At 65.1% G+C, this 23,436-nt stretch carries 20 protein-coding genes; 9 read left to right on the top strand and 11 right to left on the bottom strand.

Going from position 1 to position 23,436, the window contains the following annotated elements:
* Window positions 1-543, bottom strand: coding sequence for a biliverdin-producing heme oxygenase (locus AADZ90_RS10770; RefSeq protein WP_367310000.1), 543 nt, complete (start codon window positions 541-543; stop codon window positions 1-3).
* 195 nt (window positions 544-738) lie between these two features.
* Here AADZ90_RS10770 and AADZ90_RS10765 point away from each other — a divergent pair, with 195 nt between their 5' ends.
* A complete protein-coding gene (locus AADZ90_RS10765) occupies window positions 739-2,022 on the top strand; it encodes a cytochrome-c peroxidase (RefSeq protein WP_411997024.1) in 1,284 nt (427 codons plus the stop codon).
* An 82-nt stretch (window positions 2,023-2,104) separates the two neighbouring features.
* On the opposite strand, the gene AADZ90_RS10760 is transcribed toward AADZ90_RS10765, so the two are convergent.
* On the bottom strand, window positions 2,105-3,619 hold the full coding sequence (locus tag AADZ90_RS10760) for a CRTAC1 family protein (protein WP_367309998.1): 1,515 nt from the start codon (window positions 3,617-3,619) through the stop codon (window positions 2,105-2,107).
* Window positions 3,616-4,842 carry an ROK family protein gene (locus tag AADZ90_RS10755; protein ID WP_367309997.1) on the bottom strand — a complete coding sequence of 409 codons (1,227 nt, stop codon included), beginning with the start codon at window positions 4,840-4,842 and terminating at the stop codon, window positions 3,616-3,618. Before AADZ90_RS10755 ends, AADZ90_RS10760 begins: the two co-directional genes overlap by 4 nt.
* A gap of 223 nt (window positions 4,843-5,065) precedes the next feature.
* Between AADZ90_RS10755 and xylF the strand changes: the two genes are divergently transcribed.
* From xylF to xylA, 5 genes are all read left to right on the top strand, one after another.
* Window positions 5,066-6,094, top strand: a complete 1,029-nt coding sequence (gene xylF / locus AADZ90_RS10750; RefSeq protein WP_367309996.1) for a D-xylose ABC transporter substrate-binding protein — start codon at window positions 5,066-5,068, stop codon at window positions 6,092-6,094.
* Between the two features lie 96 nt (window positions 6,095-6,190).
* Complete coding sequence (locus AADZ90_RS10745; RefSeq protein WP_367309995.1) at window positions 6,191-7,495, top strand: sugar ABC transporter permease; 1,305 nt, start codon at window positions 6,191-6,193, stop codon at window positions 7,493-7,495.
* Window positions 7,496-7,862: 367 nt separating this feature from the next.
* Entirely contained in the window at window positions 7,863-8,615 is a 753-nt protein-coding gene (locus AADZ90_RS10740; RefSeq protein ID WP_367309994.1) for an ATP-binding cassette domain-containing protein, read from the top strand.
* A 607-nt stretch (window positions 8,616-9,222) separates the two neighbouring features.
* Window positions 9,223-10,650, top strand: coding sequence for a xylulokinase (gene xylB / locus AADZ90_RS10735; protein WP_367309993.1), 1,428 nt, complete (start codon window positions 9,223-9,225; stop codon window positions 10,648-10,650).
* Window positions 10,647-11,951, top strand: coding sequence for a xylose isomerase (xylA, locus tag AADZ90_RS10730; RefSeq protein WP_367309992.1), 1,305 nt, complete (start codon window positions 10,647-10,649; stop codon window positions 11,949-11,951). The genes xylB and xylA overlap by 4 nt, the downstream gene beginning before the upstream one ends.
* Before the next feature lie 396 nt (window positions 11,952-12,347).
* Here xylA and AADZ90_RS10725 read toward each other — a convergent pair whose 3' ends face one another.
* A complete protein-coding gene (locus AADZ90_RS10725) occupies window positions 12,348-14,051 on the bottom strand; it encodes a cytochrome-c peroxidase (RefSeq protein ID WP_367309991.1) in 1,704 nt (567 codons plus the stop codon).
* On the opposite strand from AADZ90_RS10725, the gene AADZ90_RS10720 reads away from it, so the two are divergent.
* Window positions 14,050-14,529 carry a tetratricopeptide repeat protein gene (locus tag AADZ90_RS10720; protein WP_367309990.1) on the top strand — a complete coding sequence of 160 codons (480 nt, stop codon included), beginning with the start codon at window positions 14,050-14,052 and terminating at the stop codon, window positions 14,527-14,529. The genes AADZ90_RS10725 and AADZ90_RS10720 overlap by 2 nt on opposite strands.
* Window positions 14,530-14,532: 3 nt before the next feature.
* On the opposite strand, the gene AADZ90_RS10715 is transcribed toward AADZ90_RS10720, so the two are convergent.
* From AADZ90_RS10715 to AADZ90_RS10685, 7 genes are all read right to left on the bottom strand, one after another.
* Complete coding sequence (locus tag AADZ90_RS10715; RefSeq protein WP_367309989.1) at window positions 14,533-15,666, bottom strand: carboxylate-amine ligase; 1,134 nt, start codon at window positions 15,664-15,666, stop codon at window positions 14,533-14,535.
* A gap of 111 nt (window positions 15,667-15,777) precedes the next feature.
* Window positions 15,778-16,830 carry a TRAP transporter substrate-binding protein gene (locus tag AADZ90_RS10710; RefSeq protein WP_367309988.1) on the bottom strand — a complete coding sequence of 351 codons (1,053 nt, stop codon included), beginning with the start codon at window positions 16,828-16,830 and terminating at the stop codon, window positions 15,778-15,780.
* 35 nt (window positions 16,831-16,865) lie between these two features.
* Complete coding sequence (locus AADZ90_RS10705) at window positions 16,866-18,380, bottom strand: TRAP transporter large permease (RefSeq protein ID WP_367309987.1); 1,515 nt, start codon at window positions 18,378-18,380, stop codon at window positions 16,866-16,868.
* Window positions 18,380-18,979 carry a TRAP transporter small permease gene (locus AADZ90_RS10700; protein WP_367309986.1) on the bottom strand — a complete coding sequence of 200 codons (600 nt, stop codon included), beginning with the start codon at window positions 18,977-18,979 and terminating at the stop codon, window positions 18,380-18,382. Before AADZ90_RS10700 ends, AADZ90_RS10705 begins: the two co-directional genes overlap by 1 nt.
* Before the next feature lie 63 nt (window positions 18,980-19,042).
* Window positions 19,043-19,528, bottom strand: a complete 486-nt coding sequence (locus tag AADZ90_RS10695) for a flavin reductase family protein (RefSeq protein WP_367309985.1) — start codon at window positions 19,526-19,528, stop codon at window positions 19,043-19,045.
* Window positions 19,525-20,418, bottom strand: coding sequence for an aldo/keto reductase (locus AADZ90_RS10690; RefSeq protein ID WP_367310221.1), 894 nt, complete (start codon window positions 20,416-20,418; stop codon window positions 19,525-19,527). Before AADZ90_RS10690 ends, AADZ90_RS10695 begins: the two co-directional genes overlap by 4 nt.
* On the bottom strand, window positions 20,418-21,575 hold the full coding sequence (locus tag AADZ90_RS10685; protein WP_367309984.1) for an LLM class flavin-dependent oxidoreductase: 1,158 nt from the start codon (window positions 21,573-21,575) through the stop codon (window positions 20,418-20,420). Before AADZ90_RS10685 ends, AADZ90_RS10690 begins: the two co-directional genes overlap by 1 nt.
* A gap of 92 nt (window positions 21,576-21,667) precedes the next feature.
* Here AADZ90_RS10685 and AADZ90_RS10680 point away from each other — a divergent pair, with 92 nt between their 5' ends.
* On the top strand, window positions 21,668-22,339 hold the full coding sequence (locus AADZ90_RS10680) for a GntR family transcriptional regulator (RefSeq protein ID WP_367309983.1): 672 nt from the start codon (window positions 21,668-21,670) through the stop codon (window positions 22,337-22,339).
* Window positions 22,336-23,424, top strand: coding sequence for a Gfo/Idh/MocA family protein (locus AADZ90_RS10675; protein ID WP_367309982.1), 1,089 nt, complete (start codon window positions 22,336-22,338; stop codon window positions 23,422-23,424). Before AADZ90_RS10680 ends, AADZ90_RS10675 begins: the two co-directional genes overlap by 4 nt.
* Window positions 23,425-23,436 lie beyond the last annotated feature (12 nt).

Below are 23,436 nucleotides of genomic sequence, written 5' to 3'. Positions count from 1 at the left end.
CTAGGCCAGAACGGCCTGATACGTATCTTCGAACCGGGCGAAGATCCGGCCTGCATCGGTGACGATCCGGTCGGCCTCGGTGCCGTTGGCTGGCCGCGCCGCCAGGTCCTGCAATAGCGTGCTCCACCCGTCCTTTCGCGGGGGAAGGGCAAAGTAAGCGCCCGCACCGCGCACCACCGGGTCTAACGCTGCCTGCCAGTGCCGCCGCAAGACCTTGGTGCCCAGGCGCGATCCCAGGAAAACATAGTCAAGGGCCAGACCCGCCACCTCCATCGCGTCTCTGTCCTCTGTCGGGCGAAGCCCGAGCGCGGCGATATCCAGATCAAGCGCCGCGAGTGTGTCGGCCAGATCGGGGGCGGTTGCGGCCCCCGGGGCCGTCAGCCCGCCGAAGGCCTGCCGGTGCAAGACCAGGAACACACCGTAATCCGCACGGGCCGTCAGATCCAGGCGCGAGATCGCCTGATCCAGCCGCTCATGCACGACCGCGAGATCGCGCCGCAGGCGGGTGCGGAGCGACTCTGCCAAGGCGCTCTTCTGTTGCATTCCCATATCGGTCCCTTCAACCTTGCCAGCGGGAGGAGTGCTGGAAAGTTCTGAATGCTAGACAACCCTAGAGGCAAATCCAACCTGACAGAAGATCGGATTGTCGCCCTTGCGCAGAGGTTTTGGCGGCAACTTGTTCTGGTTTGTCTGCGGGGGGCATATTGGTGCTGGACAGCAGCGTCTTTCACAACCGCGCTGGCCGTGTCGCTTCATGCCGATCCGCACCTCCCGCCATCTGTCGATCCCGCTGGCTACCCCGCCGAAAACGCCGCCGAGATCCGCCTCGGCCAACTTCTCTTCTACGACCCGATCCTGTCGGGCAACCGCAACATCTCCTGCGCGACCTGCCACCATCCCGCCTTCGGCACCTCGGACGGCCTCGCCCTTGGCCTCGGCGAAGGGGGCAGGGGGCTCGGCCCGGCCCGCCGCGCGGATCCCGCGAACCTGCCCGAACAGCGCATCCCCCGAAACTCCCCCGCACTCTTCAACCTCGGCCATACGGAGTTTACCGTGCTCTTCCACGACGGCCGGATCGAAACCCGCGCTGACGGCACCCTGCGGACGCCGCTGGGCGAGGATATGACCCAGGGCTTCGCCTCGCTGCTGTCCGCCCAGACCATGTTTCCCGTCCTCTCGCCCGACGAAATGGCAGGCCATTACGGCGAGAACGAGATCTCAAAGGCCGTCCGCACCGGCCGGATGACGGGCGCGGGTGGCGCCTGGGACCTGATCTCGAAACGCGTCGCCACGATCCCCGCCTACGCGGATGCCTTTCGCCTCTACCCCCATATCGACGCGCCCGAGGATATCGCCTTCACCGATATATCGAACGCCATCGCCGCCTTCATCGCCTTCGAATGGCGCTCCGATACCAGCCCGTTCGATGCCCATCTCCGCGGCGAGGCCCCCCTGACCGGGCAGGCCGCCGACGGGATGGCCCTCTTCTACAGCGGTCTCGGCTGCGCCGCCTGCCATAGCGGCCCGTTCCAGACCGATCACGGCTTCCACGCCATGGGCACCCCTCAGATCGGTCCCGGCAAGGCCGCCCGCTTCGAAACCCACGCCCGCGACGAGGGCCGCCTGCGCGTCACCGGAGACCCCGCAGACGCCTACGCCTTCCGCACGCCGTCCCTGCGCAACGTCACCCGTACCGGCCCCTGGGGCCATGCCGGCGCCCATGACGACCTCGGCGCCTTCCTGGTTGACCACCTCGACCCAGCAGGCGCCCCCGCCCGCTTCGCCGCCGCGCCTCAGGTTCGTCTGCCGCCTCTCGATGTCGACGACCACCGCATCGCCGAAGACCCATCCGAAACCGCCGCCATCGCCGCCGCCGTCACGACACCGTCCCGCACGCTCACCGAAGCCGACCGCGACGCGCTTCTCGCTTTCCTGACAGCCCTTGAAGATCAGGCCGCCCTCAAAGGCCGCCTCGGCATTCCCGACACCGTCCCTTCAGGCCTCTCCATCGACCGCCCCTAGTCAAAATTTTCTAGAAAATTTTGCTCCTCAAATCCTTCTAGAAGGATTTGCAAATCAGGATTTTCTAGAAAATCCTGCCCGCTCAACCGCCTGCGTTCAGCACCAGCTGCCCACCTGCCGTAACCTCGCGCCAGTCGCCAACACGCCCGTCCGGCGAGACAAACCGGACCTCCGCCCCTGCGGCCTCTCCAATTCCGAAGTGCAAGGGCAGGGCGCTCCCGCCCGCATGGCCACCGCCCACGGTGACCTGCTGGCTCTGCATCCCCGTCGCGGTCCGCAGTTCCACCCGCCCGCCGATCCGCCTCGGCACCACCTCGACCGTCACGAAGCCACCCGCGTCGCTCACGTTCCGCCACAGCCCCATCGGCGCCCGCCGGTTCACCACCACCAGGTCCAGCCGTCCATCCCCGTCGAAATCGGCCAGGGCCGCCCCCCGTGACCGCGCCACCGCGGCCACACCGGCCTCTCCGGCAACCTCTCGGAACGTCCCGCCCGCCTCCTGCATCAGCAGGCTGTTCGGATCCTCCATCGCGTTGCCCGGCATCTGGTCCACATTGCCCTTGGCGATGAACAGATCCGGCCGCCCGTCATTGTCGACATCCCCGAACTCCGCGTGCCACCCGGTCGAGGGGCGCCCGTCATCCCCCAGATGTGGCCGGTGCGCCGTCGTCCCCATCTCGAACGGCGCCGCGACATAGCCGTCGCCCTCCGCGATCTGCAAAAGCTGATCCCCCATCGAGGTCAGCATCACCTCGTCTGCGCCGTCCCCGTTCAGATCGCGCGACGCGATGCCCATCCCCCAAAGCTGCGGCCCCTCCCAGCCGTCCTCCGGGCCGAGGAACCGCTGCTCCTCGATATCCCACATCTGCTCGGCCCCGCCGCGCACGTAATAGTGACGGTCGTTCGAGATCCTGAGCGTCATCCGCCCCCGCGCATCCTCCGCGGCCAGCATCGAGAGGCTGCAGAAACCGGGCGACAGCTCGGTGCCCGACCAGACGCCCTGCAGTCTGACCGGCCCCGCCATCCGGTCCCGCGGATAGACCTTCATCTCCGTCGGCCTCAGAATCCTATGCGTATCGCAGGTGCCAAACGGCCCTTCCGGGTCATCGCGGTCGACGTAGTTCCCGATCGCCAGCGTCGGGCGATCGTCTCCCGGTTCGACCCAGGCGGTGAAGGCCGTCGTCCATCCGTCTCCGCCCTCCAGCCGCCAACTTGCCGTCCAATCGGTGAATCCGCAGTCCCAGCCACCCTTCAGAGCCACGTTCGGACCGGCCCGCATCACGTAAAGGTCGAGTGTTCCGTCCCCGTCCAGGTCCAGAGGATAAGCCCCAGTCACGCCTGTCAGCTCGGGCAGCGGCGCCTCCTCGAAGGCGAACCCGCCCCGATTGAGGAACAGCCGCGCCGGGTTTTCGCCGCCCGCCGCAAAGATCTCGGGCAGGCCGTCGCCGTTGCAATCGAAGACGGCCACGCCACCGCCCACGAAATGCTCCCAGCCACCGTCATAGACATGGGTCGGCAACGCGTTCGACCGGTCCTCGAACCGCACCTCTGCCGCCGCCGGTCCGGCAAGGAACACCAGCAGCGCCAGCCCTCTCACGCCCGCCCCAGCCTTTCCTCGGTCACGGCATCCAGCGCCAAGGCTGCCGCGCCGCGCGCCCAGACCCGGCCGCCCCAGGCGTGGATCTCCACCGGCACCGGGTCGCGGCTGACGGGCAGGGACATCCGCGCCATCTCGGCCATCACTTCGTCCGCATAGAGGTATTCATACCGCAGCCGCTCTCCGCTCAGCAGGATCTTGGCCGGGTCGAACAGCTGCACGACATTGGCCAGCCCCAGTGCCAGATAACGCCCCGCGCGGCGAAAGATCGCCTGCGCCGCCTCGTGGCCCGCCTTTGCCTCGGCATAGAGCGTCTCGAGCATCGCAGCCCCGCCCGGCCGGTCCTCCCCCAGGGCCGTCGCCGCCTCGCGGACCAGCGCGTAATCGGCGATGTAGGCCTCCAGGCAGCCCCGCCGCCCGCAGCGGCAGAGCGCGCCGTCGAGATGCACCTTGGTGTGCCCCAGCTCCAGCCCCAGCCCTTGGGAGCCGCGGTACAGCTTGCCGTCCAGCACCAGCCCCATGCCCACCCCGTGCTCGATCGTCACGACCGCGAAATCGGACATCGCGCGGCCGGCGCCGAACCACAGTTCGGCCAGCGTCAGTACGTTGGCGTCGTTGTCCAGATGCACCGGCAGCCCCAGGTGATCGGCCAGACAACCGCCCAGATCGGCATCGGTCTCGGCCACGATCGGCGACCAGGGCACGCAGCCCGTCGCGGCATCCACGATCCCCGGCAGGCCCACGCCCACCGCCGCGACATCGCCGCGCCCGCGTCCCGCGCTGTCCAGCAGACGGGTCAGCAGCCTGTCGGCCTCGTCCACCGTCACGCCGTAACTCTGGCGCCGCCCGGCGCATGGCTCCTCAGCCTCGGCCAGGATCCGGCCGGCCATGTCGACCAGAACCGCCGAATGCATCTTGTCGGCCAGCTTCATGCCGACGACGAGGCCCGCGCCCTCGGCCACCTGCAACGCGACGGGGGGGCGCCCGCGTCCGGCCTCCCGCGCCGTGCCCTCGACCTCTTCCAGAAAGCCCTGCGCGATCAGGTCCGAGGTCAGGGCGGTCACCGACCCGGGCGAGATCTCCAGCATGCGGGCGACGTCCATCCGCGGGGCCTGACCGGCTGCGCGCACGTATTCGAAAACCTGCTGCTTCAGGGGCTGCGCGCCGCTGCGCGCTCCGCTCGGCTCCGGTCCGCAGCCGGAGCGCTCCGACTCGTCGTACATTAATTCAGTCCGTAAACTATTCCGCACCGCAGAAACGGCCGGATCCTCCCTTTGCTGCCTTTTTCGGCAGCTTCATGAGCTAATTTAGGAACCGATACGCGCCTCCTGTCAATTTTATTTTGACAACTGAATTAAATTGCGCATCCTCTCCCTGCGGCGATCAATATCGCTGCGCCGGTCCGCGACAGCCAAGGACGGGTCGGCCGATACAGGGAGGACATATATGCGTAACGCGTTCTACGCGGCGGCCATCGCGGCCGTCGGCTTCACCACATCAGCCCTCGCCCAGGACATCACCGTCGGCGTCAGCTGGTCGAACTTCCAGGAAGAGCGTTGGAAAACCGACGAGGCGGCGATCCAGGCCGCGCTGGACGCGGCCGGCGCCGAATACGTCTCGGCCGACGCCCAATCCTCCTCGGCCAAGCAGCTGTCGGATATCGAAAGCCTCATCGCTCAGGGCGTCGACGCGCTGATCATCCTGGCGCAGGACACCCAGGCCATCGGTCCGGCCGTCCAGGCCGCCGCCGACGAAGGTATTCCGGTCATCGCCTATGACCGCCTGATCGAGGATCCGCGCGCCTTCTATCTCACCTTCGACAATGTCGAGGTTGGCCGCATGCAGGCCCGCGCCGTGCTCGAGGCCGCGCCCGAAGGCAATTACGTCATGATCAAGGGCTCGCCCACCGATCCGAACGCGGACTTCCTCCGCGGCGGCCAGCAGGAGGTCCTGCAGGAGGCGATTGACTCAGGCGCCATCACCATCGTGGGCGAGGCCTATACCGATGGCTGGCTGCCCGCCAACGCCCAGCGCAACATGGAACAGATCCTGACTGCGCAGGACAACAACGTCGATGCGGTCGTGGCCTCCAACGACGGCACCGCAGGCGGCGCCGTGGCCGCGCTGACGGCGCAGGGCATGGAAGGCGCCGTGCCGGTCTCGGGCCAGGACGGCGATTATGCGGCCCTGAACCGCATCGCGCTCGGCACCCAGACGGTCAGCGTCTGGAAGGACGCGCGCCAGCTCGGCCGGGAGGCCGGTGAGATCGCCGTCGCCCTTGCGGGCGGGGATCCCGTAAGCTCGATCGACGGTGCCCAGGGCTACACGTCCCCTGGCGGGGTCGAGATGAACGCCAAGTTCCTCGAGCCGGTCCCGATCACCCGCGACAACCTCACCGTTGTCACCGAAGCGGGCTGGATCACCGAAGAGGCGCTCTGCCAGGGCGTCGAAAACGGCCCGTCGCCCTGCGAATGATGAACCAGCGGCCCCGGACCTGATCCGGGGCCTCCGCCGGGACCCGGCAAGAGGTCCCGGCTCAAGGCCCGGACGGCTGGCCGAAGGACGGACCCCATGACCGACACCACCCCCGACGACACGAACCGCCCGCCCGCCGCGCCCAAGCGCAACGTCGTCCAGGCGCTCGAGATCGATCTGCGCCTCCTCGGCATGGTCGGCGCCTTCGCGGTCGTCTGCATCACCTTCAACGTGATGACCGACGGGCGCTTCCTGACGCCGCGCAACATCTTCAACCTGACGATCCAGACCGCCTCCGTCGCGATCATGGCGACCGGCATGGTCTTCGTCATCGTCACCCGCAATATCGACCTCGCCGTCGGCGCGCTGCTGGCCACCTGCTCGGCCATGATGGCGATGACGCAAACCGCCTGGCTCCCCGCCCTCGGGCTGGAACTCGGCCACCCGGCCATCCCCTGGATCGCCATCGCCGTGGGCCTCTTCACCGGCGCGCTGATCGGTGGCTTCCAGGGCTGGCTGATCGGCTATCTCACGATCCCGGCCTTCATCGTCACCCTGGGCGGCCTCCTCGTCTGGCGCAATGTCGGCTGGTACCTCACCAACGGCCAGACCATCGGCCCGCTGGACGGAACCTTCCGCACATTTGGCGGCATCTCCGGCACCCTGGGCGAAACGTGGAGCTGGATCTTCGGCCTCCTCGCCACCGCGGCCGCGCTCTGGATGCTCGCCACGAGCCGCCGCAACCGCAAGACCCACGGCTTCCCGCTCAAGCCAATATGGGCCGAATTCGTCGTCGGCGGCCTGGTGGCAATCGGCATCCTCGGCTTCATCTGGGTCCTCAACAGCTATCAGGTGCCAGAACGCGTGCTCGCCCGCGATTTCGCCGCCCGCGGCCTCGAAGTGCCCGAGGGCTATACCGAAGCCTACGGTTTGCCGATCTCCGTCCTGCTGCTCATCGCCGTCGCGATCGTCATGACCCTCGTCGCCCAGAAGACCCGCCTCGGCCGCTACATCTTCGCGACCGGCGGCAACCCCGAAGCGGCAGAGCTCTCCGGCATCAACACCCGCCTTCTGACCGTCAAGGTCTTCGCCATCATGGGCGCCCTCTGCGCGCTGGCGGCGCTCGTGGCCTCCGCCCGCCTCGCCAACCATTCCAACGACATCGGCACGCTGGACGAACTGCGCGTCATCGCCGCCGCGGTGATCGGAGGCACGGCGCTTTCCGGTGGGATCGGCACGATCTATGGGGCGATCCTCGGCGCACTCATCATGCAATCCCTGCAATCGGGGATGGCCATGGTAGGCGTCGATGCGCCGCTCCAGAACATCGTCGTCGGCTCCGTCCTCGTCCTCGCCGTCTTTGTCGACATCCTCTACCGCAGACGGACCGGCGTGAAATGATGCGCGACTGTCCCGTTCTCACGCCCGGCGGAACGCCGGGCAGCGCCCGACCCGCCCCCAGGGCGGGCGCTTCTCGCCCGCCCTCGGGTCGGGCGCTGCCCTCCGAACTTGGACGCATCGGTCGCTGCCTATACGTCCCGACTGACTTATCGGCGACGACCTATGGGTCGACGCAATCGAGCCATGGACGCTCACTGGCTCGTTCTGTCAAAAAACGCAAAGAAATCAATGAACTTCGCAGGGTTCTGATATTCGGTGAGTGGCAGACATCCGGCAAACCATGCCCGACCAAAAGCCGACAGAAAGCCGACCGGATGCCGCATTCACTCAATGTAAGCTCACCTATCACCTCTGCTGAGGCTCGCCCATGACCCAGACCCCGCTCGTCGATCTCCGTGATATCTGCCTCTCCTTCGGGGGCGTCCGCGCCGTCGATCACGTCTCGATCGATCTCTACCCGGGCGAAGTCGTAGGCCTCCTCGGCCATAACGGCGCCGGGAAATCCACGCTCATCAAGATCCTCTCCGGCGCCTACCAGATGGATTCCGGCGAAATCTTCATTAACGGCGAGAAGGCCGAGATCCACTCGCCCCGCGACGCCCGCCGCTACAACATCGAAACGATCTACCAGACCCTCGCGCTCGCCGACAATCTCGATGCCGCCTCGAACCTCTTCCTCGGGCGCGAGCTGACGACGGCCCTCGGCTTCGTCGACGAGGCCCAGATGGAGGCTGAAACGGCCAAGATCATGGCCCGCCTCAACCCCAATTTCAAAAAGCTGAAAGACCCCGTCAGCGCGCTTTCCGGCGGCCAACGCCAATCCGTCGCCATCGCCCGCGCGGTCTATTTCAACGCCAAGATCCTGATCATGGACGAACCCACCGCCGCCCTCGGCGTGCAGGAGACCGAGATGGTCGCGGATCTGATCAAGGAACTCAAGAACCAGGGCCTCGGCATCTTCCTGATCAGCCACGACACGCGCGAGATGCTGGCGCTGTGCGACCGCGTCTCCGTCATGAAGAACGGCGCGCTCGTGGGGACTGAACGGGTCGAGGACGTCACCGAAGACGATATCCTGTCAATGATCATCATGGGTAAAAATCCGAAGAAAGCAGCTTGATAGGACGGTAATGCGCCCTGCTGCCCAACCTTCTTGCCCGGCGGCACCGCCGGGCATCGTCACATCCGGCGCGTTGTGCGTTTACTGCCGAAATCGGCCACTGGCCGATGTCCAATACGTCGTCCTTCCGGGGCTCCGCCCGTTCGCTGTTGAAAACACTCCACTGGAGCGTTTTCAGTGCACCGCTTACCGCTCCGGGCCAGGCGACGCCCTTACCGCAAAGCCTCGCCGTCCCGGACTTGATCCGGGACCTCCCCCTGAACGCCCTTCGAAAACGCTTCATCGGAAACATAGGGCGAGGTTCATCCCGCCATCTCTCGACCCCGCAGCCCAGAAGCACCGCTCATCCCTCCTGATAGGGCGACACCCTGATCACTGGTCCCATCCATCCGAACATCCTTACCGCGCTTCCCGCTGTTCCGAACCACGTAAGGAAGCCTCAATGACCCTTCGGAAAGACCTGCCAAACCCCCACCGCCCCACAACGGCCAACTTCCCCAAAAACCACCCGTTAGCCCTGTTCTCCCCCGTCCCATACGTTAACCTTAACGGACGGAAACCTTAACGCCCGCAGCGCCCCACGATTAACCTCAATGCAAGTGTTCTGATGTATATCGGCCTCGACCTCGGCACCTCCGGCCTCAAGGGCATCGTCCTCGACGACAGCCAGACCATCGTCGCAGAGGCCACCGCGCCCCTCGACGTCCAGCGCCCTCATCCCGGCTGGTCCGAACAGGATCCCGCCGCCTGGATCACCGCTGCCGAACAGGTTCTGGAGGCGCTGAAAGGGCAGACAGACGTAAGCTCAGCTAAAGCCATCGGCCTCTCTGGCCAAATGCACGGCGCCACCTTGGTTAACAAATCCTTAACGGCCATCCGTCCGGCGATCCTCTGGAACGACACCCGCGCCTCGAAAGAGGCGGCCGCGCTCGATACCCAGAACGCCCACGAAGCCACTGGAAACATTGTCTTTCCCGGCTTCACAGCCCCCAAGATCAACTGGCTCCGCACCCACGAACCGGATAGCCTCACGGACCTCTGGAAGGTCCTCCTTCCCAAAGACTACCTCCGCCTCTGGCTGACCGGAGAGGCCGTGACCGACCCTTCCGACGCCGCCGGCACCAGCTGGCTCGACACGGCGAACCGCGACTGGTCCGACGCGATGCTCACCGCCACGGGCCTCACCCGTGACCACATGCCGACCATCGCCGAAGGCCCTGAAAAGACGGGCGAAATCCGCGACGACCTTGCCGCCCGTTTCGGTCTGCCCAAGGGCCTCCCCGTCGCCGCGGGCGGCGGCGACAACGCCGCCTCCGCCATCGGCCTCGGGATCGTCAAACCCGGCCAGGCCTTCGTCTCTCTCGGCACGTCCGGCGTCCTCTTCGCCCCCTCCGATGGCTACCGCCCGGCGCCTGAAACCGCCGTCCATACCTTCTGCCATGCGCTCCCCGACACATGGCACCAGATGGGCGTGATCCTCTCGGCGACCGACAGCCTCAACTGGCTCGCAAGCCAGCTGGATGCCGAACCCAAGGCGCTCACCGACGCGCTCGGGCCCCTGCAAGCCCCTGAAAGACCTCTCTTTCTTCCCTATCTCGGCGGCGAGCGCACCCCGCACAACGACGCGCGGATCCGCGCGCAGTTCCTCCATCTCGACCACGCGACCGACCGGGAGGGCCTCACCCGCGCCGTCGTCGAAGGCGTCACCCACGCCCTGCGCGACTGCCGCGATGCACTGGCCGCAACCGGCACCAGGATCGACCGCCTGCTCGCCACCGGCGGCGGCGCCCGCTCGACCTACTGGCTGCAGGCCATCGCGACCTCCCTCGATACCCCCATCGACGTCCCCGAGACAGAAAACGGCGCGGCCTTTGGCGCCGCCCGCCTCGCCATGCTCTGCGCGGGCCAAGCGGGCGTCCTCGACACCCCGCGAATCGCCCGCCGGATCGACCCCGATCCCGCGCTGACCGACGCCTTCACCGAGGCCCACACCCGCTACAAAGCCGCCTACACCGCCCTGAAAGGACTGACATGACCGACTATTTCGCCGGCATCCCCAAGATCGCCTACGAGGGCCCCGACGGCGACAACGACTTCGCCTTCCGCCATTACGACCCCGACGAGACGATCCTCGGTAAGCGCCTTGAGGATCACCTGCGCTTCTCCGTCGCCTACTGGCACTCCTTCGCCTCCGATGGCGGCGATCCCTTCGGCGGCCAGACCTTCCTGCGCCCCTGGTTCGGCCCCACAATGGACCATGCCAAAATGAAGGCCAACGCCGCCTTCGAGATGTTCCGCATCCTCGGCCAGCCCTACTTCTGTTTCCACGACGCCGACATCCGCCCGGAGGGCGACACCTTCGCCGAAAACACCAATCGCCTCAAAGAGATGACGGATTACCTGCAAGGCAAGATGGAGGCGACCGGAACCAAACTCCTCTGGGGCACCGCCAACCTCTTTTCCCACCGCCGCTACATGGCGGGCGCCGCGACGAACCCGGATCCGGACGTCTTCGCCTTCGCTGCCGCGACGGTGAAAACATGCCTCGATGCGACCCAGCAACTGGGTGGTGAGAACTACGTCCTGTGGGGCGGGCGTGAAGGCTACGAGACGCTGCTCAACACCGACCTCAAGCGCGAACGCCAGCAGGCCGGGCGGTTCCTCACCATGGTCGTCGACTACGCAAAAAAGATCGGCTTTGACGGCACGATCCTGATCGAACCGAAGCCGCAGGAGCCGACCAAGCACCAATACGACTACGATGTCGCCACGGTTTACGGGTTTCTTAAGGATTTCGGGTTAGAGGGGGAGGTGAAGGTCAACATCGAACAGGGCCATGCGATCCTCGCCGGGCACTCGTTCGAACACGAGCTCGCCCTCGCCGCGTCGTTAGGCATTCTTGGGTCTATCGACATGAATCGAAACGACTACCAATCTGGTTGGGATACCGACCAGTTCCCGAACAACGTGCCAGAAGTGATGCTGGCCTATTACGAGGTGCTGAAGGCGGGCGGGTTCACCACCGGCGGCACGAATTTCGACGCCAAGCTGCGGCGCCAGTCGCTCGACCCGCAGGATCTGATCCTGGCCCATGTGGGCGGGATGGATGTCTGCGCGGCGGGCCTGAAAGCCGCGGCGCGGATGCTTGAGGATGGCATGCTGGAAGAGGCGCGACAGGCCCGCTACGCGGCTTGGGAGGCGGGCGATGCGCCGGCGCTTCTGGCGCAAGGGACACTCGAGACGATCGCGGACTGCGTCCTGCGCGACAACATCAACCCGCAGCCCCATTCCGGGCGGCAGGAGGCCTTGGAAAATCTGGTGAACCGCTATCTCTAGCGGATGCTGAACGACGAGGGATTTCAGTCGCTTACAAAGCGCGCGTCTCGTGCACCGGGCGGGCTCTACAAGGGGCTGCCGCTGACGTGGCGGCACGAGGGTGCGACGCTCTATATCGATATCGACGCCTCGGCGTGGCACCCGGACGAGGATCCGGAGGGGCATTTCCTGGCGCTCGCCTGCGGCGCACGGGTCGAGGCGGCGGTGATCGCGCTTTCTGCCAAGGGTATCGGGGCGCGGGTCGCCAACATGCTGAACCGGCGGCTCCTGATGGAAGGCGGGCCGGTCCCCGTCGCTATCCTGCTCCTGTCAGAGGGTACCCGTCACGATCCGCTGGAGCGGATGATGGACAAACGGCGGGACTGGTCAGGTCCTTTCGCGAAAGGGCCTGTCCGCCTATTCGGCTGGGCCCCGGACCGCGCGCGGCTGGTAACGGACCAGCGCGGGAAGGACTGGATCGCACAGCTGGCGGAGGAGGGCACCCTCGTAGGCGCAGGCCGCCCTGGCTGGCTCCGCCGCGGGCCTGACGAGCCGGAGGAGGTCAAGGCGACGCGCTCCGCCGCCCTGATCGCGCTGCATACCAGCGCACCCGATATCCGCCTTCTGGAAGCCGGGCGCAGGCTCTACCGCCTCTGGCTCGACGCGACGGGTCTGGGCCTTGCGGGGTGGGAGATGGATGCGCTGGTCCGCAATCCCGGGGCGCGGCAGGCCCTGACCGACCGCTACGGGATCGGGCCGGACCGCCGCCTCGATGCCGTCATCCGCTTCGGACGCATCGACCCGCCAAGCCCGAATGAGGCGTTTGAAAGCCTGTGACGGTCGGTCGACAGGTATCCCGCTCGGAACCGTCTCAGGTCGTCCGAGGGGGCGGTCCTCCGCCGTTTTGCCCGTCAAAGCGTTGAGAAAGCTCACCAAAGCGGCGATCTCCGCATCGGACAAAGCCATAGGGGCAATATCCAAAGCAGCTTCATGCCGGGCCATTTCGCGGGCATCGCTTTGGATCACGAAGTCGATCTCGGCAAGCCAGGGCGCGTCAGGCAAGGCCGCCAGTTCGGGCCGCCAGGCGGTGCGGGACGCGGTCGGATCGAGATGGTGCCGAACCATCCCCTCCAGCGTCGGAAAAGCGCCGTTATGCCCGTAAGGCGCTGTCAACGCCACGTTCCTGAGCGATGGCGTGCGGAACCGATAGGCATCCTTCAGTGCGTCACTTTCTCCCATCCGGCCCACGTCGCGCGGCGTCGGATCGAACCGCCGGGTGCGGCCCGGTCCGAAGGCGGGCAGGCCGAGGGCGTGGAATTCCTGATCGGTGAACAGCGGCCCGGAATGGCAGGTCGCACATTGCGCCTCGCCAAAGAACAGCTGACGCCCCACCTCGGCCTCCGGTGGCAGGGGCGCGCCGCTCAGCCAGGCGTCGTAGGCGCTGTCGAAACTCTGCCATTCGGAGATAATGAACGCGCCCAAGGCGTTACCGATCTCGACGATCGTGATGTCAGCGGGCGTCTCGACGCTCTCGAAAGCGTCCACGAACATCTCCCGATACCCGGGGATCGCCCGCACCCGGTCCGCGATGATCGGCCAGGCGGCGTCGATCCGGTCGTGAACGGCGCCTGCCACATCATTCTCGCCAGGGTTTCCCGCCATCTCGAACTGGGCGGTCAGAGGGAACAGCGCCTGTGCTGCGACGATAGTATCAAGGCCGTGCGGCAGCCATTCCTCGGCCGGTGAATTGAACCCGTTTCCAAAGATCTCCGAGACTTCGAGCCGCCCGTCATGGAACAGCACCCGGACATCCTTATGGCCGAGATTCCAGAGCGCAGGGGCATTTCGTGGAACCCGTTTGCGGATATCCCCCGCCTGCCTCTCGGGCCCCAGCCCAGTTCCACCTTCGCCAATCCCCAAAGACAGTCCATCGGTGCCATGAAAATCGTGATGATGACACGTCCCGCAGGAGATATTCCGGTTGCCCGACAACACCTTGTCGTAAAACAGAAGCTGCCCGATCCGGGCTTGCTTCGGGTCGGCTTGCAGGAAATCATCCGCACCGATCGGGTCGGCGACAGCCGGAGACCCGAGAAGGCAGAGAAGGACAAGAAAGCGCATGACCCGGATCATCCCCGCCCTGATGCTGATGGCAACCCTCGCGATGCCGGCCGGCGCGGAAATCGAGGAAGCGCGCGACCTCATGGAGGCAGGCCGCTTCGAGGAGGCGCGCGAGGCGCTCTGGCCCGCGGCCCGGTCGGGCAACGCCGATGCGGAAGAGTTGATCGGCGTGATGTACGCGCTCGGCCTCGGCGTCGAGAAGGATCCGATCAGAGCCTTCGACTGGTATCTCCGGTCCGCGATGAAGGGCCATCCGGGCGCGCAATCGGGCGTCGGCTGGTATTACGAGGAGGGGATCGGGATGCCCGCCCCGGACCTCGTCCGCGCCTATATGTGGTATGTGCTGTCGGCGATCGGCGGCGATCCAGATGCGGCGATCAGCCAGGAGGAGGTCGTCAAGAAGATGAGCCCGGACCAGATCAAACAGGCCGCCGCGATGGTCGCCGACTACCGCGTCTGGATGTACCCATTCCGCTAAGCCTTAGAGACCATGGTGAAATTCGGCGATGAGGTGGCGCACGACCGTCTCCATTGCCTCCCGCTCTGTCGCGCCTGTTTCCAGTGTTGCCGCCCGAACGGCACGCTGGCGATCTGCGGCGGTGCCCGTCTCAAGGATAGTCGCCGCCGCCTGAAGCTCGGGCAGGCAGCCCAGCTCTGCCGCATCCTCTGAGACCAGTTCGATCAGCTCCGAGACGAGCGCCTCGGCCGGGACGATCTCGCGCTTCCCGAAGTCGATCAGACCCTCAGACGGGCCATATCTTTGCGCCCTCCAGCGGTTTTCCTCGATCAGGAATGTGTCCAGCAACGGCCGTGGATCACCGTTCTGCAACAGCCGCCAAAGCCAGCGGACCAGGCTTTGTGTCACGGCCGTCAGGGTCAGTGTCGTTTCCAGCCGCGGTGAGCCGTCGAAGATTCGGGTCTCGATCGTTGGAAACCGGGCCGACGGCCGCAGATCCCACCAGATCTTGCTCGCATCCTCCAAAATATCAAGGTCGATCAAGGTCTTCACCGATCGACGGAAATCCTGCCAGTTCGCCATCCGCGGCGGCAGGCCCGTCCGCGGCAGGTTGTCGAACACCGTCAGGCGATAGCTGCTAAGGCCGGTATCATCGCCTTGCCAGTAGGGCGATGACACGGACAGCGCCAGAAGATGTGGCAGGAAGTAGCTGAGCTGGTTGACGAGGTCGATGCGCGTATCCTCGTCCTCCACACCCACATGGACGTGCATCCCGCAGATCAGCATCCGGCGTGCCACGTTGGCGAGGTCCTTGCGAAGCTCGTTATAGCGGTCCTTGTCGGTGTGGATCTGCTTCTTCCAGTCGGCGAAGGGGTGACAGGCGGCGGCGATTGGCGCGAGGCCGTACTCACTGGCGTGTTTTGCGATCGTCCGGCGCAGATGAGACAGTTCTTCGCGGGCCTCACCCACGTCCTTGCAGACGCCGGTGCCAATCTCGATCTGACACTTCAGGAACTCGGGGCTGACCCGGTCCCCCAGATCCTTGGCGCAGGCCTTAACCAGCGCGGCAGGGGCATCGGCGAGGTCGAGGGTCTCAATATCGACGAGAAGGTACTCCTCTTCGACACCGAGGGTAAAGGCAGGCGGGTCTGCGGGCATGGGCGGCAGGCTCCTTCCGTTTCAGGGAAATGTGCGCCGGAACCGCCGGATTATGCAAGCCTTACGGGGGCTTGGGGAAAGGCGCCGGGGCAACCCCGGCGCCTTTCAGGATCAGTTCAGGTCGGCCTCATAGGTTTCAGCGATCTGCGCCTCGGCCTCCGAGACGGCGGCCTGCATCGCTTCTAGAATCTCGGGTCCGCCGTCTACGTTCTGCTGAAACCAGTCCATGACGGGGGCCGCGGCTTCGGCAAACGCAGCCTTTTCCTCGGGCGTTGGCACGTAGAGGTCACCGCCACCGGCCACGAAATCCTCATAGGCCTGGATCGACTTGCGCTTGGGCGAGGCAAAGGTGGCCTGCTGCAGCTGGTAGAAGCCATCTGCCACGACGCGGCGCAGATCCTCGGGCATGCCCATGAACTTCTCGTTATTCATGTACCAGAGCGCGCCCATATAGGCGTGCCCGTCGAGCGTGACGTATTGCAGGCCGGCATCGGGGAACTTCATGCCCATGATATCGGTGATGCCGTTCTTCGACCCGTCGACGACGCCAGTCTGGAACGACGTGAAGAGCTCAGGCCACGGGATTGGCGTGGGCGAGGCGCCAAGGGCCCGGACCAGCTCCTGCGGCAGGTCGGCGACGACGGTACGGATCTTCAGGCCATCCATATCCTCAGGCGATGTCACCCGGCGCTGCGTGTTGGCGAAGTTGCGCCAGCCGCCGGTATTGCCGATGGTCATCAGGCGCACCGTCTCGCCCGAGGCCTCCATCACCATGTCCTGCATCTGGCGCACGAAGGGCGAGCCGTTGGCGAGCACCGCTTCGGCCACCCGGTCGTCGGCCATCAGGTAGGGCAGGTCGAGGACCTGAACGAAGGGGAAGATCCCCGCAGCCCCGCCGGAGGTCGACACGTAGATGTCGATGGACCCTTCCGAGACGCCTTCAAGACACTCGGCCCCGGTCGAGCAAAGCTGCGTGCCGATGAACAGCTCCACGGCGATCGCCCCGTTCGACGCGCTTTCCACGTAGTTCTTAAAGACGACGAGCCCGTCATAGTCTTCGTCATTCTCGTTGGAGTTCGCGGTGGCCCGCAGGGTGTAATCCTGCGCCATCGCGCTGCCCGCCACACAAGCGGCCAGGGCCGCAGCGGTGAGATGCTTCAACATGTGTTACCTCCCAGTTGAATTGCGCTCATTGGTCGTCATTGCACGAAACCCGTCAAGCGGGGGATCGTCATCGAAATCGCGGGGACGTAGGTGATCAGAAAGATCACGAAGACCTCTACCGCGAGGAAGGGCAGGATCGCCTTGGAAATGGTCTCGACCTTCTCGCCCGAGACCGTGGAGGCCACGAATAAGACCAGCCCCATGGGCGGCGTGGCGAGGCCCACCGTCAGGTTCACGCTCATGATGATGGCGAAGTGGACAGGATGGACCCCAAGCTCAACGAAGATCGGCCCGAGGATGGGGCCGAGGATGATGATCGCCGGCCCGGCATCGAGAAACATACCCACGATGAAGAGCAGGATGTTGATCAGGAAGAGCAGCGTCAGCGGGTTTTCCGACAGCGACAGGATGAAATCCGTCAGGATCTGCGGCGCGTAGGACAGCGAGACGACCGTCTTGAACGCCACCGCCGCGCCGACGAGCAGGAGGACGGCGGAGGACGCGAGCGCGGAGCGTGAGAGAGTGCCGATCAGATCTTTCACGGTCATCGAACGCAGGACAACGAAGCTGACAATCAGCGCGTAAGCCACTGCAATCACGGACGCTTCGGTCGGGGTCATGATACCGACGAGGATGCCGCCCAGAATGATGATCGGGGTCTGCAGCGGCGCGACGGCCTTCTTGCAGACGATCCGGAAATCCTCGCTGATCTGGCGTCGGATCAGCATGACGATGACATGAGCAATCGGCAGGAAGATCGCGAAGACGATCCAGCCATTCGGCTCGGTCACGACACCTGCATCGTCGATGGTAGAGATCCCCAGGGGGCGCTTCAGCCCGGCATAGACCGCATAGAGGATGCCTGCGACGTTGATCCGCAGAAGTGCCCAGCTGACAACGCTTTCCAGAGGGGTGATGGACTGGCCGGTCTGAACGATCCGCTCTGCCTTGGGCAGGTCATAACGATCGGCCATCAGACGGACCATAACCATGAGGCCGACACCGACCATGATGCCGGGCACGATCCCGGCGAGGAAGAGCGCGGCGACGGACTCACCCATCACGTAGGCGTAGATGATCATGATGCCCGAGGGCGGGATGATCGGGCCGATGACCGAGGACGCGGCAGTCACCGCTGCGGCGAAGCGGCGGGAATAGCCGTTCTTCTCCATCGCCGGGATCAGTGTGGAGCCGAGGGCCGAGGTATCGGCGACAGCAGACCCCGAGAGACCTGCAAAAAGGATCGAGGACAGGATGTTCACATGGGCAAGCCCGCCGCGCAGATGGCCCATGAAGGCTTGGGAGAACTCGACGAGGCGGGTGGTGATCCCGCCGCGGTTCATGATCTCTCCCGCCAGCATGAAGAAAGGCAAGGCCATCAGCGGGAAGCTGTCCATCCCATTGTAAACGTTGCGATAAAGGACGGAGAGCTGGCGTTCCTCCCCGTTCAGCATCAGAAGCGCCCCGGGCGCGAAGAGAAGCGCGAAGACGACCGGCAAGCCGATCATGAGAAGCGCCAGGAAGACGGGCAGGAACCAGGCGAGGGCCATCAGGATGCTCCCGCAATTTCTTCATCCGGCCTGAGCGGCCTCAGCCGGTCGCCGCAGCCCAGGGCCACGATGACTTGGCGGATGATGAGTTCAGCGCTGACCAACACCATCAGGACGCAGCCGACAAAGAGCGAGGCGTATTGATAGCTGTTGGCGAAGCGGACGCCGCAGCGCCCGATCTCGATCCCGAAGGGCCAGCGCAGGGACGAGGAACAGCCCCGGCCCGACATCGTGTCGACATGGTTGTTCCAGCCCTTCTCGGCCATCACCACCAGCACCGCGAAGGACATGGAGAGCAGGATCAGCGAGAGCAGGGCGGCGCCACGGCGGGGCAGGGCGCGTTCAAGCATGTCGATCGAGACGAAGCCGCCCAGCCGGTAGGCGAGCGGCGCCATCAACCCGACCATCCAGAGCATACCGAAGCGGGCGGCTTCCTCTGTCCAGTTCAGCGCATCGCCTACGAAGTAACGGAAGAAGATCTGTGCGAGGATCAGGCAAACCATGATTGCCAGCGCTGCAACAGCGAGCGCGCGCCCAGCCGCCAGCACCGCGTCATTCACGCGCTGGAGCGGCCAGAGTAGACCGAACAACACCGCCATGGCGGCTCTCCTCCCATGGCCCTTTGCGGGCCGTTACCCGGGGCCCTTGCGGCCCCGTTCGCGTCACCCCTTGAAGGCGACGAACCTCCCCCCCTGGAACAGAAGTGGCAGCCCGTCCCGGTGGCTCGCCCGCCGGACCCGGCCGACGATGATCAGATGGTCCCCCGCATCGTGCGTCGTGTCCAGTTCGCATTCGAACCGGGCTAGGCATCCGTCGATCAATGGCACTCCGTTCGGGTCCTCCTCCCAATCGAGGCCGTCAAAGGCGTGGCATTCGCGAGTGAAAGCGTTGCAGATCTGCTGCTGGTGTCCGTCGAGGACGTGGATCGCGAAATGCCGGGCTTTCTCGAAGTATTTGAACCGATTGGCGGATTTCGCCGGCGACCAGAGCACGAGCGGCGGGTCGAGCGAGACGCTGGCGAAGCTGTTGGCTGTGATGCCGACGGGGCCATCCTCGGACGGGACCGTCACGACCGTGACGCCGGTCGCGAAGCGGCCCAGGGCGTCGCGGAAGCCGCGCGCATCGTCTTCGGGGCGGAAGGCGATCAAGCGACCTCGCGCCCGAGGGCGGCGGTGTAGAGCTCGTACCAGGTCTCGCGGTCCATGTTGACGTTCATGGCATCAGAGAAAGCGCGGATCCGGTCGAGGTTGTTGGTGCCCATCACCGGCAGGATGCCCGCCGGGTGTCTGAGAAGCCAGGCGATGGCGACCGCAGCCGCGTCGACAGAGTTGTTCTGGGCCACTGTGGCCATTGCGGTACGCAGTGTGGCATCTGCGTTGGACCCAACGAGATCACCGCCACCAAGCGGGGACCAGGCCATTGGTTTCACGCCCTTTTCCTGCAGGAAGGCGAGGTCGCCATTCACAAAGGGGGTATGCTCTTTCAAGCTGATCTCGATCTGGTTTGTGCAGAGCTGCGTCTCCATCCCCGATTGCAGCAGCGTCCAATCCCATGGGCGGAAGTTCGAGACACCGACCGCGCGGACCTTTCCGGATTTCACCACCTCGTCGAGAGCAGCGCCCGTTTCCTGATGATCCATCAGCGGATCGGGGCGGTGAATGAGGAGAAGGTCGATCACCTCGATCGCCATCTCTTTCAGCGACGTCTCGACCGACTGGACGATGTGATCGCGGGAGGTGTCGTAGTGCTTGACCTTCGCGTCGCCGTAGCGGCCCATCGGGGCGACGATATCGCATTTCGTCACGATCTCGCACTGATCGCGCAGGTCTGGGGCGGCCTTGAAGCACTCGCCCAGGATCGCCTCGGCGGTGTAGCCGCCATAGATATCCGCCTGATCCAGCGTGGTAATTCCCTGCTCGAGGCAGGCCTCGATCTTGGCCTGAACATGGCCAGGCGAGGTGTCCTTGTCGTCCCCCAGCCGCCACATACCGTAGACGATGCGGCTGAACTCCAGCCCGCCCAGGTCGATCCGGTCGATCATTTGCGTTCTCCCTCTCCCAGCGGCGTTGCCGGGGTGCTCTCTGGCACACGGCCATAGACATGGGGCAGAGAACAGGTTGTCAATTCCGGCATGACGAGGCGGCCGAAATGGCGGCATTCGTCGATATGCGGATAGCCTGAGAAGATGAAGGCGCGGATGCCCATCTTGCGGTAGGTTTCGAGCTTTGACAGGACCTGGTCCGCTGACCCTACGAGCGCCGCGCCGCAGCCGGAGCGGGCGCGGCCAATGCCAGTCCAGAGGTGCGGCTCAACATAGCCGTATTGATCGGCAAGCTCGCGGGCTTTGGCCTGATGGGCAACGCCGAGCGAGATCGAATCGTGTGCCCGGTCGCGGATCAGACGCCCGTACTCGTCGTCGAGCTTGGAAACGAGGCTCTCGGCATATTCCTTGGCCTCGGCCTCTGTATCGCGGACGATCATGTGGACGCGCAGGCCGTAATCGAGAGTTCTGCCATAGCTTTCAGCCCGTTCCGCGACATCTTTCATCCGCTGCGCGATCTGCTCTTCGGGCTCTGGCCACATCAGGTAGACGTCGCAATGCCGCGCGCAGAGGTCGAGCGCAGCAGGAGAGTAGCCGCCGAAGTAGAGGAGCGGCCCGCCGTTCTGCTGATAGGGTCGGGCCGGGTCGGTGGTGAGGCCGTGGAACTGGTAGATCTCGCCGTCGTAATTGATCTCGTCCTGCGTCCAGGCCTGTTTGAGGACCTCAACGACCTCTTTGGAGCGCTTGTAGCGGTATTCGCTTTCGGCCTTCTCGCCCGGGAAATCGGACGAGATGACGTTCAGCGTCAGGCGGCCTTTCAGCATGTGGTCAAGCGTTGCGACGGTGCGGGCGAGCATGATCGGCTGCATCTCGCCGCACCGGATCGCGGCGAGCATGTTGATCTTGTCGGTGAGCGGCGCGCAGCCGGCGACGAAGGAAAGCGTATCCTGTCCGACCTGATAGGACGAGGGGCATAGGATGTTGCGGAAGCCTTGTTTTTCGGCCTCGAGCAGGATGTCGCGGCAATGCTCCCAAGACGACCGCAACGCGCCGTCTGGCACGCCGAGATACCGGTAATCGTCCGAGCAGAGCGCGGAAAACCACGAGACTTCCGACGCGTCGAGGTCGGCGCTCGTCACCGGCACGATGGTCATTGCGATGTCCTCCCTTTGGCACTTGCCTAGCAGGGGGAGATGCGTGCATCAATAGTGCATCAATTCGGATGCGAGGGGAGGCGCGCCGGAGCATGTCGTCGGGCTCGTCCCTGCCGAAATACCTTGTCGTGAGCGAACGCCTGACGCGGGAGATCGCCGCCGGGCGGCTGGCGCCGGGCACCCGTCTGCCGCCCGAGCGCGAGATGGCCGAGGCGGAGGGGATTGCCATCGGCACGCTGCGCAAGGCGCTGGCCGAGCTGGAGGCGCGGGGGCTGCTGGTCCGGCGCCAGGGGTCTGGAAACTATATACAAAAGGGCGAGGGGCGGGGGATCTACGCCTTCCTGCGGCTGGAGCGGCCGGAGGGGGGCGGGCTGCCCACGGCGGATACTCTTTCGGTGGTGACAAGGCGGGGACAACACCGGATCCGCCGGCTGCGGCGGTTGGACGGGCAGCCGGTGGCACTGGAAGAAATCCTTTTGGATCAAGGACGTGCGCCATGTCTGGCCGCACCTTTGCCGGATGCGCTCTACCGGCATTACGCCGATGCGTTCGGGCTGGTGATCGCGCGGATCGAGGACCGGGTGGGGATTGCGCCGGTTCCGGACTGGGCGCCGGAGGACTTTCCCCTTCCTTCCCAATCCCTTGCGGGGCATGTGGCGCGGACCGCCTGGGCGGCTGACGACAAAGCCGTGGAAACGAGTGAGACCTGGTTCGATCCCGGGGCCGCGCAATACATTTCCCGGGACAGTTTGAGGACAGGATGAGCAGCAAGAAGTACGGCCTGATCGGCTGTGGCATGATGGGGCAGGAGCATATTCGCAACGTCGCCCTTCTGGAAGGTGCCGCGTTTTCAATGGTTTACGACCCGGTTCGCGATCTGGCGGATGCGGCGGTGCGGTTGTCGGGCACAGCCTTGATCGCCGACAGCCTGGACGATCTGATCGCCGACGAGAGCCTCGATGCGGTCGTGATCGCGAGCCCGAACCACGTGCATGTGGACCAGATGCGCGCCATCGCGGAGCGGCGGACGCTGCCGATCCTGGTGGAAAAACCGCTCTATACCGACCTTGCGCAGGCCGATGCGTTGACGGTGCTGGGCCGGAATTACGGCGCACCGATCTGGGTCGCGATGGAATATCGCTATATGGAGCCCATCGCCGCGCTGGTGGAGCGGGCCGAGCAGGTGACCGGCGGCGTCAGGATGCTGACGATCCGGGAACACCGCTTTCCGTTCCTGCCGAAGGTCGGCAACTGGAACCGCTTCAATTCCCAGACCGGCGGCACGCTGGTCGAGAAATGCTGCCACTTCTTTGATCTGATGCGCCTTGTTTTGAAGTCAGAGCCGGTGCGGGTCATGGCGTCGGGCGGGCAGGACGTGAATCACCTGAGCGAAGTGGTGGACGGGAAGACACCGGATGTATGGGACAATGCTTACGTAATCGTTGATTTCGCGTCCGGTGCGCGCGCGATGCTGGAATTGTGCATGTTCGCCGAAGGCTCGCGCTATCAGGAAGAGATCATGGCGGTCGGCGGCAACGGCAAGATCGAGGCGCAAGTGCCTGGCCCGGAACGGTTTTGGCCGCGCGCGCTTGGGCCGCAGCCGGTGCCGCGGGTGATCACGTCTCCGCGGACGCCGATGGGGCCGGTGATCGAGGAGATGCCGGTCGCCCCCGAGATCCTGGCGGCGGGGGATCACAACGGATCGACCTTCTACCAGCACCAGCATTTCCTGGAGGTCGTGCGCGGCAATGGCGCGCCGGAGGTGACGCTGGATGATGGGGCTAAGGCGGTGCAGATGGGGCTTGCTGCGCAGCGCTCGGCGACGGAAAGTATCGTCGTAACGCTTTGATTTGAAAGGTTG

It is taken from the genome of Aestuariibius violaceus (genome assembly GCF_040779325.2).
Classification (GTDB): Bacteria; Pseudomonadota; Alphaproteobacteria; order Rhodobacterales; family Rhodobacteraceae; genus Aestuariibius; species Aestuariibius violaceus.
The sequence above is the reverse complement of the archived record's forward strand: the minus strand, read 5'-3'. Positions and strand labels throughout refer to the sequence as shown.